At 67.9% G+C, this 15,212-nt stretch carries 18 protein-coding genes; 8 read left to right on the plus strand and 10 right to left on the minus strand.

Translation table 11 applies throughout. The annotated features are described in order from the left end of the window. Positions 1 to 8: 8 nt before the first annotated feature. The 8 genes from hemC to hemE form a co-directional block, all read right to left on the minus strand. Positions 9 to 968: a hydroxymethylbilane synthase gene (hemC, locus tag AC1M0F_RS11460; RefSeq protein WP_480238351.1), complete on the minus strand. Its 960-nt coding sequence runs from the start codon at positions 966 to 968 to the stop codon at positions 9 to 11. After that, positions 965 to 2,146: a ferrochelatase gene (locus AC1M0F_RS11465; RefSeq protein WP_480238352.1), complete on the minus strand. Its 1,182-nt coding sequence runs from the start codon at positions 2,144 to 2,146 to the stop codon at positions 965 to 967. Before AC1M0F_RS11465 ends, hemC begins: the two co-directional genes overlap by 4 nt. Then, the gene (gene hemQ, locus AC1M0F_RS11470; RefSeq protein WP_480238353.1) at positions 2,143 to 2,865 is read right to left on the minus strand and encodes a hydrogen peroxide-dependent heme synthase; all 723 of its coding nucleotides are present in this window, start codon (positions 2,863 to 2,865) and stop codon (positions 2,143 to 2,145) included. Before hemQ ends, AC1M0F_RS11465 begins: the two co-directional genes overlap by 4 nt. 183 nt (positions 2,866 to 3,048) lie before the next feature. Next, the gene (locus tag AC1M0F_RS11475) at positions 3,049 to 3,297 is read right to left on the minus strand and encodes a DUF3618 domain-containing protein (protein WP_480238354.1); all 249 of its coding nucleotides are present in this window, start codon (positions 3,295 to 3,297) and stop codon (positions 3,049 to 3,051) included. After that, positions 3,284 to 3,697 (minus strand): phage holin family protein, encoded by a 414-nt coding sequence (locus AC1M0F_RS11480; protein ID WP_480238355.1) that lies wholly within the window; start codon positions 3,695 to 3,697, stop codon positions 3,284 to 3,286. The genes AC1M0F_RS11475 and AC1M0F_RS11480 overlap by 14 nt, the downstream gene beginning before the upstream one ends. Before the next feature lie 18 nt (positions 3,698 to 3,715). Next, positions 3,716 to 4,087 carry a hypothetical protein gene (locus tag AC1M0F_RS11485; protein ID WP_480238356.1) on the minus strand — a complete coding sequence of 124 codons (372 nt, stop codon included), beginning with the start codon at positions 4,085 to 4,087 and terminating at the stop codon, positions 3,716 to 3,718. A gap of 44 nt (positions 4,088 to 4,131) precedes the next feature. Continuing rightward, entirely contained in the window at positions 4,132 to 5,664 is a 1,533-nt protein-coding gene (hemG, locus tag AC1M0F_RS11490) for a protoporphyrinogen oxidase (protein ID WP_480238357.1), read from the minus strand. Beyond that, the gene (gene hemE / locus AC1M0F_RS11495; protein WP_480238358.1) at positions 5,661 to 6,773 is read right to left on the minus strand and encodes a uroporphyrinogen decarboxylase; all 1,113 of its coding nucleotides are present in this window, start codon (positions 6,771 to 6,773) and stop codon (positions 5,661 to 5,663) included. Before hemE ends, hemG begins: the two co-directional genes overlap by 4 nt. A gap of 66 nt (positions 6,774 to 6,839) precedes the next feature. On the opposite strand from hemE, the gene AC1M0F_RS11500 reads away from it, so the two are divergent. Continuing rightward, on the plus strand, positions 6,840 to 8,312 hold the full coding sequence (locus tag AC1M0F_RS11500) for an SDR family oxidoreductase (protein ID WP_480238359.1): 1,473 nt from the start codon (positions 6,840 to 6,842) through the stop codon (positions 8,310 to 8,312). 6 nt (positions 8,313 to 8,318) lie between these two features. Here AC1M0F_RS11500 and AC1M0F_RS11505 read toward each other — a convergent pair whose 3' ends face one another. After that, positions 8,319 to 8,921 carry a thermonuclease family protein gene (locus AC1M0F_RS11505; protein ID WP_480238360.1) on the minus strand — a complete coding sequence of 201 codons (603 nt, stop codon included), beginning with the start codon at positions 8,919 to 8,921 and terminating at the stop codon, positions 8,319 to 8,321. A 30-nt stretch (positions 8,922 to 8,951) separates the two neighbouring features. Next, a complete protein-coding gene (locus AC1M0F_RS11510) occupies positions 8,952 to 9,494 on the minus strand; it encodes a MarR family winged helix-turn-helix transcriptional regulator (protein WP_480238361.1) in 543 nt (180 codons plus the stop codon). 57 nt (positions 9,495 to 9,551) lie between these two features. Between AC1M0F_RS11510 and idi the strand changes: the two genes are divergently transcribed. From idi to AC1M0F_RS11545, 7 genes are read left to right on the plus strand one after another with little or no spacing between them, the layout of a single operon-like run. Next, entirely contained in the window at positions 9,552 to 10,127 is a 576-nt protein-coding gene (gene idi, locus AC1M0F_RS11515; protein ID WP_480238362.1) for an isopentenyl-diphosphate Delta-isomerase, read from the plus strand. After that, on the plus strand, positions 10,124 to 11,194 hold the full coding sequence (locus tag AC1M0F_RS11520) for a polyprenyl synthetase family protein (RefSeq protein ID WP_480238363.1): 1,071 nt from the start codon (positions 10,124 to 10,126) through the stop codon (positions 11,192 to 11,194). Before idi ends, AC1M0F_RS11520 begins: the two co-directional genes overlap by 4 nt. Further along, positions 11,191 to 12,078 (plus strand): phytoene/squalene synthase family protein, encoded by an 888-nt coding sequence (locus tag AC1M0F_RS11525; protein ID WP_480238364.1) that lies wholly within the window; start codon positions 11,191 to 11,193, stop codon positions 12,076 to 12,078. The genes AC1M0F_RS11520 and AC1M0F_RS11525 overlap by 4 nt, the downstream gene beginning before the upstream one ends. Further along, positions 12,075 to 13,649, plus strand: coding sequence for a phytoene desaturase family protein (crtI, locus tag AC1M0F_RS11530; protein ID WP_480238365.1), 1,575 nt, complete (start codon positions 12,075 to 12,077; stop codon positions 13,647 to 13,649). Before AC1M0F_RS11525 ends, crtI begins: the two co-directional genes overlap by 4 nt. After that, complete coding sequence (locus tag AC1M0F_RS11535) at positions 13,646 to 13,972, plus strand: lycopene cyclase domain-containing protein (RefSeq protein WP_480238366.1); 327 nt, start codon at positions 13,646 to 13,648, stop codon at positions 13,970 to 13,972. The genes crtI and AC1M0F_RS11535 overlap by 4 nt, the downstream gene beginning before the upstream one ends. After that, positions 13,969 to 14,307 (plus strand): lycopene cyclase domain-containing protein, encoded by a 339-nt coding sequence (locus AC1M0F_RS11540; protein WP_480238367.1) that lies wholly within the window; start codon positions 13,969 to 13,971, stop codon positions 14,305 to 14,307. Before AC1M0F_RS11535 ends, AC1M0F_RS11540 begins: the two co-directional genes overlap by 4 nt. Next, on the plus strand, positions 14,294 to 15,178 hold the full coding sequence (locus AC1M0F_RS11545) for a prenyltransferase (RefSeq protein WP_480238368.1): 885 nt from the start codon (positions 14,294 to 14,296) through the stop codon (positions 15,176 to 15,178). The genes AC1M0F_RS11540 and AC1M0F_RS11545 overlap by 14 nt, the downstream gene beginning before the upstream one ends. Positions 15,179 to 15,212: the final 34 nt, after the last annotated feature.

Here is a 15,212-nt window from a genome sequence, read left to right on the forward strand (position 1 = left end):
GATTGCCTTCAGCTTTGCCTGAGTGGTGCGAGGTGTGCCGCTCCGTGGGCCAGGAGGTCGTCAGCCAGGGCACTGCCGACGGTCTCCGCCGTCCCCATGATCTCGTGTCCGGCTGAGGTCGCGAAATCGGCCTCCCCGGTGAGGGTCAGGGAATCAGAGCCATCGGGCGCATAGACGGCTGCGGTCAGCCGGATCCCGCCTGCCGTGATCACGGCGTGGGCGCCGATCGGCGCGGCGCAACCGGCCTCGAGTCGGTTGAGGACGGCACGCTCCGCTGTCGCCGTCGCACGGGTCTCGAGGTGCTCGATCGCATCGATGGCGTCGAGCACGGCGACGTTTCCTTCACGGTCGTCGAATGCCGCCGTCCGCACTTCGATGGCGAGGGCGCCCTGGGCGGGGGCCGTCGGCCAGGTTCCGAGGTCGAAGTACTCTGTCACGGCGTCGAGCCGGCCCAGTCGGCCCAGTCCTGCGGCGGCGAGGACGACGGCGTCGAGTTCGCCGTCCGTCACGAATCCGAGGCGGGTTCCGACGTTGCCGCGGATGTCGACGATCCGAAGGTCAGGGCGCTGTGACGCGAGCTGAGCCGCCCGTCGCGGTGAACCCGTGCCGACGCGCGCTCCGTCAGGGAGCGTGGCGAGGGTGAGTCCGTCGCGCGCGCACAGCACGTCACGTGCGTCAGCGCGCTCGGGCACTGCTCCGATCCGCAGCCCGGCATACGCGACGGTCGGCAGGTCCTTCATCGAGTGCACGACGAGGTCGCACTCGCCGCGCAGGAGGAACTCGCGCAGCGCGGACGCGAACACCCCGGTGCCGCCGAGACTGGCCAGCGATTCACGCGACACGTCTCCGTGGGTCGTCACCGGCACGAGTTCGGTGGGAACACCGGTGGCACCCGTGATCGCATCGGCGATCTCGCCGGTCTGGGCCATCGCGAGAGCGCTGCCCCGCGTTCCGATGAGGAGGGTCATGGCTTCAGTCCGGCAAGAGCCGGCTTGAATCCGAGACGAACGTTCTCGCAGCATCCCGGGCGGCACACGTCGTACCAGGGTCCGAGGTCGGTCATCGCCGGACGGTCGGCGACAGGGGTCCCGTCGCGCCGCTCGAGCACGAGGTCGATGAGCCCGGTCACGTATGCGGTGTGGGTGCCGGGGGTCGGGACGCGCACTGAGTAGAGGCCCTGCTCACCGGCGGTCTCCGTCGCCTCGTTGTCGAGGTCCCAGAGCACCTCCATGTGGTCGCTCACGAAACCGAGGGGCACGATGACGACGGCGCGGATGCCGCGGGCGGGCAGTTCGGCGATGGCGTCGTTGATGTCGGGCTCGAGCCACGGCATGCTCGGCGGGCCTGAGCGGGACTGGTAGACGAGCTGCCAGGCCAGCTCGCCGTCGAGGGAAAGCTCACGCTTGACCGACTCGATGACGACCTCTGCGACGGCGTTGTGCTGGGCGGCGTACGCCCCGCCTTCGCCGAAACCGCGCTCGGCGGGGCCGGACTTCGCGGCATCCGTGGACGGGATCGAGTGGGTGGAGAAGAGCACCTCGACCTCGCTGAACAGATCGATACCCGGGTTGTCGCGCTGGATCTGCGTGAGCCCATCACGGACACCGTCGATGAACGGTGTCACGAATCCTGGGTGGTCGAAGAACTGGCGCACCTTGTCGATCGAGATGTGGTCGAACAGATTCGTCTCGTCGAGGGCGATCGCGAAGTCCTCGCGGTACTGCCGGCAGCTGGAGTACGACGAGTACGCGCTGGTGGCGATGGCGATGAGCTTCGTGAAGCCGCGGTCGTTCGCCTCGGCGAGGGCGTCACGCAGGTACGGGTCCCAGTTGCGGTTGCCCCAGAGCACGGGCAGGTCGATGCCACGCGAGGCGAGCTCAGCCTCGAGTGCTGCCTTGAGCTGGCGGTTCTGGTCGTTGATCGGGCTCACGCCGCCGAAGTGGCGGTAGTGGTGCGCGACCTCCTCGAGGCGTTCCTCGGGGATGCCGCGGCCGCGGGTGACGTTGCGCAGGAACGGGATGACGTCGTCCTGACCCTCTGGCCCGCCGAAGCCGGCGAGCAGGATGGCGTCGTACGCGACAGGTTCGGTGACGTGCGCCTCACCGGACGCGGCGGCGTCGGACGCGCCGAGGACGAGTTCACTCACTGCAGGACCTCCGGGATTTCGTTGGTCGCGATGCGGCGACCGGTGTAGAACGGGACTTCCTCGCGGACGTGCCTGCGGGCATCCGTCGCGCGGAGCTCACGCATGAGGTCGACAAGCTCGACGAGCTCGTCGGATTCGATCGGGAGGATCCACTCGTAGTCGCCGAGAGCGAATGCCGAGACGGTGTTGGCGATCGCGCCGCGGAACGCCGCGCCCTTGCGCCCGTGGTCGGCCAGCATCGCGCTGCGTTCCTCGTCCGGGAGCAGGTACCACTCGTAGCTGCGGACGAACGGGTACACCGTGAGCCAGTCCTTCGGCTCGATATCGCGGAGGAAGCCGGGGACGTGGCGCTTATTGAATTCGGCCTCGCGGTGGACGCCCATGGCGTTCCAGGTGGGGAGCAGAGGACGGAGGATGTTCGTCCGGCGCAACACGCGGAGCGCACGCTGCAGTCCGTCGGCAGTGTCGCCGTGGATCCAGATCATGAGGTCGGCGTCTGCCTTGAGCCCTGATACGTCGTAGAAGCCGCGGACCCTCACGCCGTCGGCCTCGACGCGGGCGACGGCACCGTCGAGTTCGAAGACGGCGTGGTCGCTCAGGTGCGCTCGATGATCGGGGTCACGGCGCAGAACGGCCCAGAGGGTGAAGCCGGTCGGGTTCTCTTCGGGTTCGGGATTATTCAGGGACGAGGGTGCCTCGGCAGAGGCCGGGTGAGTCATACCTAACATCATCACTCTTTATCTCGCCCTACCCAAATCTGTACGCACGCGGCAGGTCCGCGCGAAAAGGAGATCACACGCTTATCAGGAGAAAAACGCGGAAAGCATCCTGAATGCCGTGCGATCTCCTGGGAACCCTGCGCGACGGCGCCCAGCCGGACGCCACGATAGGGAAGGCCGCTCCTAGCGGTTGACGATGGCCCGGGTGATTGCCCAGGCTGCTGTGCCTGCCGCGACGGCGACGGCGGTGATCCCGGCGACGAGCGCTGTCGGGTTCTCACGCTTCAGCCGTGCCACAGTGACCTTTCCGCGCGCTACGGCGCGGGACACCTTGCGGGGAACGTTGAGTTTGTCCTCGATGGCGTTGAGCGTGGAGGCGAGTTCGGCCCTGGCCTGCTCGGTCGACGGGATCGCCGGATTAGTAGCGGTCATATTCGCCCATTCCCTTTACGGCTCGGATGTCCTTCTTCACGCTTTCGATCGGGCCCGGGTCTTCGCCCATCTTCTTGAAGTAGCTGACCCCGATGAGCGCGAGCACGACCGCGACGAGCAGGAACGCGACGAAGACGATCAGCGCCGCGAGCCAGGCCGGCATCACGAGCGCGAGGGCGAGGATACCGACGGCGACGAGCGTGCCGATGGCGAAGAACAGGAAGACCAGCGCGATGACGACGAAGATCGCGCCCTTGCCCGCATAGCTGCCGAGGTGCTTGGCCTTCGTCTTGAGCTGCTCGATCTCGGCCTGGATCAGGTTCGTCACCAGAGATGGCAGGTTGCCGATCAGAGTGATGAGCGATTCACGGCTCTTGTCGTTCACGGTGCGGTCCGTCATGTCGAACTCTCCCGACGTTTACTTGGTGGTGCGTGGCGTTGACGTGCTCGAGGATTTCGACGGCGTCGAGCTCTCCGGCTTGACCTTGTCGACCACGTCGTCGACGGCATCCTTCGTCTTGGCGATGGTGGCGTCGAGCTTCTGGCCCGGTGTCCCCTCGCCGCCGATGGCGGTCGAGACCTTCTTCACTCCGTCGAAAAGCGCCTTCGGAAGCTCGCTCGCGCGTGCCTTGGCGAATCCTTCGACGAGTTCGACTTTGTCCTGGACGGCGTCCGTGTTCCAGACCTTCAGCCAGTTCTTCTTGATCTGTTCGTAGCGTGCACGACCCGCGCGGGATCCGAGCACATATCCGGTGGCCAGTCCGGCCACAAAAATCAGCTTGCCCCTCATGTTCACTCCGTTTCGTCGCGCTACCAGCGTGTCAAGCGTAGACCCTACTCGGCTCTTTCGTCCGGGGTGGTTTTGTCCATGCCTGTTCTGGTATGCCCGTCGCCCAGAAGTCCCGAGTCGAGGTAGGACGAGGCCACGAGGTGCCTGATCCGGCCAGAGGCGGCGAGCGCGTCCGGCACGACGGAGGCCAGTCCTGTGCCCGAGAGCCACGCTCCTGTGACGTCGATGTCGCCGATGGCGGCGGTCGCGGCGCGCAGGGTCTCCGCCCGCTCCCGCTGGCCCGTGGCCGCGCCGGGGAGCGTGCCCTTCCACACGGTCCTGGCGAAGCCGACGACGGCCGCGTCCTCGAGAGGGACGCCGAGGATCTCCGATGCGTCATGGAGGGCAAGCGACCGCACGTCCGCATCCGGCCGACCGACGGTGGGGTTCTCAGTCCCCTGTCGCCCATAGGACAGGCGGATGACGTGGCGGTGAGGATGCTCAGCGCGTGCCTCGTCTCTCAGCCACGCCCACTTGGCGGTGGAGTGAGTGAGCGCCTTCGCGGTGACGGACTGTCGGGCGGACTCGGCGACCAGGACGCCCGTTCCGCGGGGCGCTGCGTCGAGTGCCTGAGCGTCGAGGACGAACGTGACGAGTTCGACGGTCGGGGTGTCTGAGGGTTCCGCTGTCGCGATCTCCGCCGAGAACGGAGAAAGAAGCTCGAGCGCTCCCGCCTCCGGGGTAGCGACGATCACGAAGTCCGCGTCGATGACGCGCTCGTCATCGAGGGTCAGCTGCCAGTTCGGCGTGAATGACGCGGAGTCGTCGCCGTCGGGCGCGTCGTCGACGCGGGCGAGCGAGGTCACCGCCGTGCCGAGGAGCAGCTCACCCTCGCGCTCCCGCAGTTCGGCGGCGAGGGCGTCGACGAGCGTCGACATCCCGCCGCGGAGGCCCTCGACGGCTGAACCGGCTGGAGCATCCGCCCGCAGCAGGCCGACGGCGCCTGACAGCGAACCGGTGACGGTCAGTGCCCGGTTGAGGCCAGGGGCGGCACGGGTGACGTCGAGGTCGGCCGGGTCCGCCGAGTAGACGCCGCGGGTGACGGGGGCGACCAGGGATTCGAGGACCGCCTTGCCCATCCGGCGCCCGACGAGGTCGCCGAGGTTGTGCTCTTTGCCGATGGTGAGGACGGGAAGGAGACGATCCATGTAGGCGCGGATCGCTCCACGCCAGCCGATCACGCGGCGCACGTCCTCCGCGAGCGGGTTCGACGGGATGCCGAGCAGCCCGGCCTTCGGCAGCGGAGCCGAGCGGCCGCCCGCGAGTCTCACCCACGCTCCCGCAGCCGCCGGAGCGACGACGGCGTCCGAGAGACCGAGGCTGTCGACGAGGGACCGCACGGTCCCCCCACGGGTCGCGTAGCTCTCGGCACCTGTGTCCACCCGGATCCCGGCGACGGTCTCGGTGGCCACAGAGCCCCCGGGGGCTTCTGCGCTTTCGATCACAGTGACGCGGATGCCCACCCTGGCGCAGTCAAGGGCGGCGACGAGTCCGGCGACCCCTCCGCCGATCACGACGACGTGCCTGGGTTCGATCATTGCGCGTGAACGAACTCGACGAGGCGGGTGAGCACGGCGGGATCGGTCTCGGGCGGAACACCGTGGCCCAGGTTCAGCACGTGCGACGGCGCGTTCGTGCCACGCTCGAGCACGTCGCGGACGTGCGCTTCGAGCACGGGCCACGGGGCGGAGAGGAGGGCGGGGTCGATGTTGCCCTGGATGGGCACGACGCCACCGAGGCGACGCGACGCCTCGTCGAGCGGCACGCGGTAGTCGACTCCGACCACATCGGCCCCGATGTCATGCATGGCCTTGAGCAGTTCGCCCGTCCCGACTCCGAAGTGCACGATCGGCACGTTGTGCGTCTCGCGATCGCCAGGCTCGGCTCGAGCCGTCGTGTAGCTGAGGTCGCGGACGTGCTCGAGGGCACGGGCGGATGCCGGTGCCACGTGGCGCACGTAGTCGTCGAGTGAGAGGGCACCCGCCCAGGAGTCGAACAGCTGAGCCGCCGACGCCCCTGCGAGCACCTGCGCGCGGAGGAACCGGCCGGTGACCTCGGCAACCCATTCCATCAGGCGTGCCCAGGCATCCGGATCGGCGTGCATCAGGGTGCGTGCGTGGATGTGGTCCTTAGACGGCCCACCCTCGACGAGATAGGCGGCAAGAGTGAACGGAGCCCCGGCGAAGCCGATCAGCGGAGTCGAGCCGAGCTGGGCGACGGTGAGCCCGACAGCATCGACGACAGGGGCGAGCGTCTCGTCGAGCTGGGCGGGGTCGAGCGAGACGAGCCTGTCGACGTCGGCAGCGGTGCGGACGGCCGTGCCGAGCACTGGGCCTTTTCCCGGGACGATCTCGACATCGACGCCCACCTGCTTGAGCGGCACGACGATGTCGCTGAAGAAGATCCCGGCGTCGACACCATGCCGGCGCACCGGCTGCAGTGTGATCTCACTGGCGAGTTCGGGGGTGAGGCAGGCATCGAGCATGGCGTTCCCGACGCGCAGTTCGCGGTACTCGGGGAGCGAGCGGCCGGCCTGGCGCATGAACCACACCGGGGTGACGTCGGGACGACTGCCGCCATACGCGGTGATCAGCCGGGAATCGTGGGTGAGTCCTGCTTCAAGCGGGTGGTTCTGAGAAAGCTGCACGCACTCATTGTGTCAAATTCCTCACCTCCCGCCAGATCCGGGGGTGGGTGGCGTATGGTCCTCGGCATGACAGCGAAGCATGTACTCGTCACCGGCTCGACCGGATACGTCGGCGGGCGCCTGGTCCCCCGGCTCCTCGATGCAGGACACCGGGTTCGCGTGCTCGTGCGTTCACCGCAGAAGCTCGTCGACGTGCCGTGGGCCGGGCAGGTCGAGATCGTCGAGGGCACGCTCGAGGACACGGATGCCGTGGCAAACGCCTGCGACGACATCGACGTCGTCTACTACCTCGTCCACTCGATGACCGGCAGGGGAGATTTCGAATCGGAGGAGCGCGCCGCTGCCGCGAGCGTGGCATCCGCCGCCGCAGGGGCCGGGGTCTCCCGGATCGTCTACCTCGGCGGACTGCATCCGGACACTCCCAAGCTGTCGCGCCATCTGCGTTCCCGGGTGCTCGTCGGCGAGACGCTGCTCGCCTCAGGCGTGCCGACCGTCGCGTTCCAGGCCGGGGTCATCATCGGCTCGGGTTCCACCTCGTTCGAGATGATCAGGCACCTCACCGAGGTGCTGCCGTACATGCCTGCGCCGAAGTGGGTGCGCAACCGGATCCAGCCGATCGCCATCCGCGACGTGCTGCACTACCTGCTGGCCGCCGTCGACCTGCCCTCCGAAATTCACAGGACGTTCGACATCGGCGGCCCCGACATCCTCCGCTACGGCCAGATGATGAACGGCTACGCCCTCGAGGCAGGACTTCCGCAGCGTGGAATCGCCGCCCTGCCGGTTCTCACGCCCTGGCTGGCGTCGCAGTGGGTGAACCTCGTGACACCGATCCCGCGGTCGATCGCCGTGCCGATCGTCGAGTCGCTCCAGTACGACTGCATCATGCGCGAGCACGACATCGACGATGTGATCGCTCCCCCTGATGGCGGCCTCACCGGCTATCGCCGCGCCGTGCGCCTTGCCCTCGCGAAGATGCGCGACGGCGCCGTCGAGACCAGCTGGCAGAACGCGTCAGTGGTCGGGGCGCCGAGCGACCCGCTGCCGAGCGACCCTGAGTGGGCGGGGCACACGGTGTTCACCGATCTCAAGGTCAGGGACACGGATGCCACGCCCGCCCAGCTCTGGACGGTCATCGAGGGCATCGGCGGCGACAACGGCTGGTATTCGTTCCCCCTGGCCTGGGCACTGCGTGGCTGGCTCGACAAGCTCGTCGGAGGCGTCGGCCTGCGCCGTGGACGCAGGCACGCGCAGGAGCTGCAGACCGGTGACGCTCTGGACTTCTGGCGGGTCGAGTCCCTCGAGCACGAGCGCCGCCTCCGGCTCCGCGCCGAGATGCGCGTTCCGGGGAAGGCCTGGCTGGAGATGGAGATCGAGCCGGGTGAGAACGGCGGGTCTCGTTATCGCCAACGAGCCGTTTTCTTCCCGATGGGGCTCTCCGGGCGGCTCTACTGGTTCGCCATCCTTCCGTTCCACGGCATCATCTTCAACGGCATGGCCAATCGGATCACGCTCGAGGCCGAGAGCCGCCCGTCCTGACAGAGGTCACGGGCACGAGCCCCACAGACCGCGCCCGGCGGCCATGGCGTCTGCGCCCAGCGCGTCGAAGCCGGCCTTTCGCGAGTGGGTGTCCCGGTACGGCTCGGCGAATCCACCGGTGAGCAGCATCACCTCGACCGAGTTCCAGCCGCCCGCATCCGTCGCCACCCAGACGTAGCGGAGCAGACGGCCGTAGCGATCGGCGTCTGCCTGGCTCGGATCGGGGTCGAGGCTCACCGTTGCCCCGGCGAGGAGGCCGGTGACGTATGCGGAAGCCTCAGGCCCGAAACACTCGACCGGTGAGTTCGGGGCGACGGTCTCCGGCGTGTCCACCCCGACGAGCCGTACCCGTTCATCGCCGTTGCCGCGGTCGACCACGAGGGTGTCCCCGTCGACGACGCGAACGACGACAGCAGCCTCGGCTGCTGCGGATGGTGCTGCGGGAAGCCCGGAGGGCTGGGTGACCGGATCGACGGGGACAGGGGGCGCTGCAGGAGCCGTGGCAGGCGCTGCCCCTGGAAAGGACACGTCCAGCCCGGAGGAGTACGCAAGAAGCGCGCCGACGGCAAGGACACCGGCGATCAGGATGACGATCAGTCTGCGGAGCATCGTTCCTCCTTCGACCGCTGCCTGCCGATCCTACTGGTCGGGACCGTCGCCGAGATCGTTGAGGAACCGGATGACGACGTCGCGCTCCTCCCGGCTGAGCCGTGCCGCCGCGGCGAAGCGCCTGGCGTGCATCCGGCCGACGGTCTCCCTCGCCTCTGAGCGCGTCGCATCCGTCACCGTGATCATCAGCGCCCGGCGATCCGTCGGGTGGGGCGAGCGCATGACGTGCCCGGCGCGCTCCAGCCGGTCGAGCATCTTGGTGGTCGACGCGCTCGAGATGTGCAGCGTCTCGGCCAGCAACCCGGGCGTGACGATCGAATCCGTGTTGCGCGACGCCATGAGGAATCGAAGCGCCTTCATGTCGGTCGCATTGAGCTTCATGTGCTTCTGCGACGCCTGGCTCATCTTCAGCTCTGCATCCGACCAGGCGCGAAGTGCGGCGAGCACCCGGACGACAGAATCGACCTCGGCGTCGTCCATCGACGCACGGTCCACGAGCTCCTGCGAGGGGTCGATCACTCTCGGATCGAGCATCCACGCCGCAGGTCGCGCGGGAAGGTGGTCGGTAGCCATCTCGCTATCATACGAGAAATACTCATGCTAATCTATTTACTCACTTGGCTAGCAAAAATGAGGAATGACGACATGCACCTTCAGGAGACCGTCGAGCGGGTTGTGTTGCTCGGCGCCGCCGGTGAAGTGGTCGGCACCGACCTCAAGGCGACGGTGCACAGCGCCAACACTCCTCTGCACCTGGCCTTCTCCTGCCACGTGCAGAACGCAGCAGGCGAGATCCTCGTCACCCGTCGCGCCCTCGGGAAGTCGACCTGGCCGGGGGTCTGGACGAACTCCTTTTGCGGCCACCCGCAGCCGGACGAATCATCGGCGGATTCGGTGCATCGAAGGGCCGCTTACGAACTGGGGCTCGACATCACCGGCCTCGAACTCGCGCTCCCCGACTTCAGGTACCGCGCCGTCGATGCCTCCGGCATCGTCGAGAACGAGGTGTGCCCGGTCTACCTGGCGCGCGCGGACAGTGACCCGGTGCCCAACCCGCTCGAGGTGATGGACACGGCCTGGGTCGACCCGGCGGCCCTCGGCCGGTCGATCGCCGCGACGCCGTGGGCGTTCAGCCCCTGGCTCGTGCTGCAGGCGGCCGAACTCCCGCTTCTCGGCGGTTCTGGGTTCAAACGGGAGGCACGGTGACGAACGTGCTGACCGATTTCGCGGGGACAGATGTCCACGACGCGGTCCAGGACCGCCTTGACACCTTCTTCGCCGACCGGATCAGCCTGGCGACCGCGTACGGCGACAATTACCGGTTGCTCTGGGAAGCCGCCCGCGAGGCAAGCATGGGTGGCAAGCGATTCCGGCCGGCCCTCGTCGTCGGCGTCTACCGTGACCTCGGCGGACGAGACGACGACTCGGCCCTGCGAATCGCCACGGCCTTCGAGCTCCTCCACACGGCGTTCCTCCTGCATGACGACGTCATCGACCACGACATCGTCCGCCGCGGCGTCCCCAACCTCGTCGGAGCGTTCGCCGCTGATGCCTCGGCTCGCGGCGCGACAGACGCCGCCGCACGGACCTGGGGAGAGGCATCAGCGATCCTCGCAGGCGACCTCCTCATCCAGGCGGCCCAGGGATTCATCGCACGGCTCTCTGTCGGCGAAGACATCCGCGGTCCGCTCCTCGACCTGTTCGATCGGAGCGTGTTCGTCACGGCCGCAGGCGAACTCTCCGACGTCGCCTTCAGCGCCCGCGTCCTGGTGCCATCGCTCACCGACGTGATGGACATGACCGAGCAGAAGACGGCGAGCTACTCGTTCGAAGCCCCGCTCAAGGCCGGCGCGCTGCTCGCAGGAGCGGACGCGGACACCTTGGGCACGCTCGGCGAGTTCGGCCGGCTCGTCGGCATCGCCTTCCAGCTCCGCGACGATCTGCTCGGCGTCTTCGGAGATGCGGATGTCACAGGGAAGAGCGTGCTGAACGACCTGCGCAACGGCAAGGAGACCCCGCTGATCTCCCACGCCAGGTCCACCGCCCACTGGCCTCGCATCGAAGAAGCTCTCGGAGAGCCCGGTCTCTCCGACGCCGACGGGATCATCCTGCGCACAGCCCTCGAGGAGTGCGGGGCACGCAGCTTCGTCGACGCGCTCATCGCCGACCACGTCTCGCGTGCCGTCGATCTCATCGAGAGCTCGTCGCTGCCTCCCGCCCTGACCGCCCACCTGCGCGAGGTCGCACGCCATGCAGTGGTGCGGACGGCATGATGGCCAGGAAGCCGGCCGCGTCCAGCGACCTCTCCCTCTACTCGCGTGTCGCCCATCGGAGTTCGTCCCGGATCATCCGTGACTACTCCACCTCGTTCGGCATGGCGTCCCGGTTGCTCGCCGGCGGCATCCGGAATCGCGTCGAAGACATCTACGCCCTCGTCAGGGTCGCAGACGAAGTCGTCGACGGTGCAGCGGAGCAGGCGGGCCTCGGACTCGACCGACAGCGGGCCCTGCTCGACGCGCTCGAAGCCGAGACGGTGGCCGCCATCCAGGACGGGTACAGCACCAACCTCGTCGTCCACGCCTTTGCAACCACCGCACGCGACAGCGGCATCGGCGTCGACCTCACCGCTCCGTTCTTCGCGTCGATGCGCAGGGACCTCAGCCCCGTCGACTTCACGAGGCAGGAACTCGACGAGTACATCTACGGCTCCGCCGAAGTCGTCGGGCTGATGTGCCTCAAGGTGTTCCTCAGGGACCACGAGATGACCGACGCGCAGCGCATGCGACTCGAAGAGGGCGCCAGGCGACTCGGTTCGGCGTTCCAGAAGATCAACTTCCTCCGCGACCTCGCCGTGGATTGGACCGTGCTCGGGCGCAACTACTTCCCCGACATCGACCCCGGGCGCCTCACCGAGGCTCAGAAGTCGGGGCTCGTCGCCGACATCCAGGCCGACCTCGATGCCGCAGGGGCCGTCATCCCGGAACTTCCGAAGGACTGCCGCAGGGCCGTGGCAGCGGCGCACGGCCTGTTCAGCGTGCTGACCGACCGGGTCCGGTCGACGCCGGCCTCCGAACTGCTCGCCACAAGGGTCAGGGTCTCGACCCGCACGAAGCTTGCCATCCTCGCCCGCTCGACGATGCCGTCCAGGCCGCTGTGAGCGCCGCGAACGCAGGCCGGACGGCGATCGTTGTCGGCGGCGGTATCGCCGGACTCGCGACCGCCGGCCTCCTGGCGAGGGACGGATTCACGGTCACCCTGCTCGAGGCCAGAAGCGAGGTCGGCGGTCGTGCGGGGAGCTGGGAAAAGGACGGGTACCGATTCGACACCGGCCCGTCCTGGTACCTCATGCCTGAGGTCTTCGACCACTTCTTCCGGCTGATGGGCAGTTCGGCCGACGCCGAACTCACCCTGGACCGACTCGACCCCGGTTACCGGGTGTTCTTCGAGAAGCACCCGGATCCGATCGACATCGCGGCAGACCGCGAGACCAACCTCGACACGTTCGAACGGATCGAACCAGGCGGGCGCGCTGCACTCACCCGCTACCTGGCTTCGGCACGGGACACGTACGAGATCGCGGTCAGACGATTCCTCTACAGCACCTTCCAGTCCTACCGGACGGCGATCACCCGCGACGTGGTGCGCCGAACCGGGCGGCTGGCGCGCCTGCTCCTGCAGCCCCTCGACACCCTGATCTCCCGGTCGTTCACCGACCCGAGGCTCCGACAGATCCTCGGCTACCCCGCCGTCTTCCTCGGTTCGTCGCCGTTCATCGCCCCGAGCCTGTACCACCTGATGAGTCACCTCGACCTCGAGGACGGCGTCTACTACCCCCGCGGCGGATTCTCCGAGGTGATCTCACGGATCGCCTCGCTGGCGGAGTCGGCCGGAGTGACCGTGACGACGGATGCCACGGTGACCGCGATCACGACGGCGGGCGGCAAGCGGGCGCGGGCGACCGGCGTGCGGTACACCGACGCCGACGGCACAGGGCACCGGCTCACCGCCGATGTCGTCGTCTCCGCAGCCGACCTCCACCACACGGAGACGACGCTGCTGCCGCGTGCGTTGCAGACCTACCCCGAGTCCTGGTGGACGAAGAGGGTGCCAGGCCCTGGCGCCGTCCTGCTGATGCTCGGCGTGCAAGGCGCACTCCCCGAGCTCGCCCACCACAGCCTGTTCTTCACCGAGGACTGGCACGACAACTTCGACCGCATCTTCGGAGAGACCACGTCGATCCCGCATCCTGCATCGATCTACGTCTGCCGCCCGAGCGCGACCGACGCCGGCGCGGCGCCAGACGGAGGCGAGAACCTCTTCGTGCTCGTCCCGGTCCCGGCTGACCCAGGCATCGGCTCGGGGGGAGACGACGGCGACGGGTCGCCGCTCGTCGAGGAGCTCGCCGATGAGGTGATCGCCCAGATCTCGACGTGGGCGGGGATTCCCGACCTCGCCGAGCGCATCGTTGTGCGGAGGACCGTCGGCCCGCGAGACTTCAGAGATGACCTCAACTCGTGGCGCGGCACCTCGCTCGGCCCTGCGCACACCCTCAGGCAGAGCGCGTTCCTTCGCGGAAAGAACGTCTCGTCCCACGTCGACGGCCTGTACTACGCCGGAGCGACCACTGTTCCTGGCATCGGGCTCCCGATGTGCCTGATCAGTGCAGAGCTCGTCCTCAAGCGGATCAGGGGCGATCTCAGCACAGGCCCGCTCCCCGAGCCGCTATGAGCGTCGTGTACCTGCTCACCCTGCTGGCCGCCATCGGCTGCATGGTGCTCCTTGACCGGCGCTTCACGCTCTTCTTCTGGCGGGATGCCCGCCGCGCCACGATCGTCCTCATCACCGGGGTCGTGTTCTTCGTGCTCTGGGACCTCTTCGGCATCGGGCTCGGCATCTTCTACCGGGGAGAGACCGCGTTCATGACCGGAATCGTGGTCGCCCCTGAGCTCCCGCTCGAGGAGCTCTTCTTCCTGGCCTTCCTCTGCTACCTGACCATGGTGCTGATCACCGGTGCAGACACCCTCTTCCGGACACGGGCGGTCCGCCGATGACGTACCTCACGCTCAGCCTCGTCTTCCTGCTCGTCGCCGCGGCCGTCCTGGCGATCGCACTCGCCGCCGCGAAAGACCGGAAGGTCCTGATCCGCCGGTGGTGGCTCCCCGTCGTCGCCGCGGGAATCGCACTCATGGTGCTCACGGCGATCTTCGACAACGTCATGATCGCCACCGGTCTCATGGTCTACGAGCCGGAGCATCTCGCGGGCATCCTTCTCGGATCCGCGCCCCTGGAGGACTTCGCCTACCCGCTTGCCGGTCTCCTGCTTCTCCCATCGCTCTGGCTGCTCCTCGGCCGGACCTCACGGCGGGATGCCGATGAGCACGACTAGCCCAGCCCACGTCGCCGGTCAGCTCCTGCTCTCCTCCCGCCCGTTGAGCTGGATCAACACGGCGTTCCCCTTTGCCGCCGCCTACCTCCTGACCACCGGGACGGTGGATCTCGCCTTCGTCGTCGGCACGATCTTCTTCCTCGTGCCGTACAACCTCGCCATGTACGGCATCAACGACGTCTTCGACTACGAGTCCGACCTCGCCAACCCGCGCAAGGGCGGTGTGGAGGGAGCCCTTCTCGACCGCAGCCTGCACCGCTGGACGCTGATCGCCGCGGCCGTGACCTGCGTCCCGTTTCTCGTTGTCCTCGTCCTGCTCGGAGGGCCGGCATCCTGGCTCGTCCTCGCGGTCAGCCTGTTCGCCGTCGTCGCGTACTCAGCCCCCGGTCTCCGGTTCAAGGAGCGGCCCTTCCTCGACTCGGTGACGTCGAGCATCCACTTCGTCAGCCCTGCGGTCTACGGGCTGGTCCTCGCCGGGGCCGTACCGACCCCCGCGCTGTTCGCCGTGCTCGGAGCGTTCTTCCTCTGGGGCATGGCCAGCCACGCGTTCGGCGCCGTGCAGGACATCCTGCCCGACCGCGCAGGAGGCATCGCCTCCATCGCCACAGTGATGGGGGCAAAGACGACGGTCAGGCTGGCCATCGCCGCCTGGACCCTGGCCGGCCTGCTCATGCTCGTCACGGAGTGGCCGGGGCCGCTCGCGGCGCTCCTCGCCGTTCCGTACATCGCCGCGGCGTGGCCATACCGCGCGCTCAGCGACGCCGATTCCGAGCGCGCGAACCGCGGCTGGAAGCACTTTCTCTGGCTGAACTACGCCGTCGGGTTTTTCGTCACGATGCTGCTGATCGCCTGGGTGTTCCTCCGCGGCTGATCCGCTCGGGGCGGACACGACATGACCACTCTCC

It is taken from the genome of Mycetocola sp. Y719, assembly GCF_056713205.1.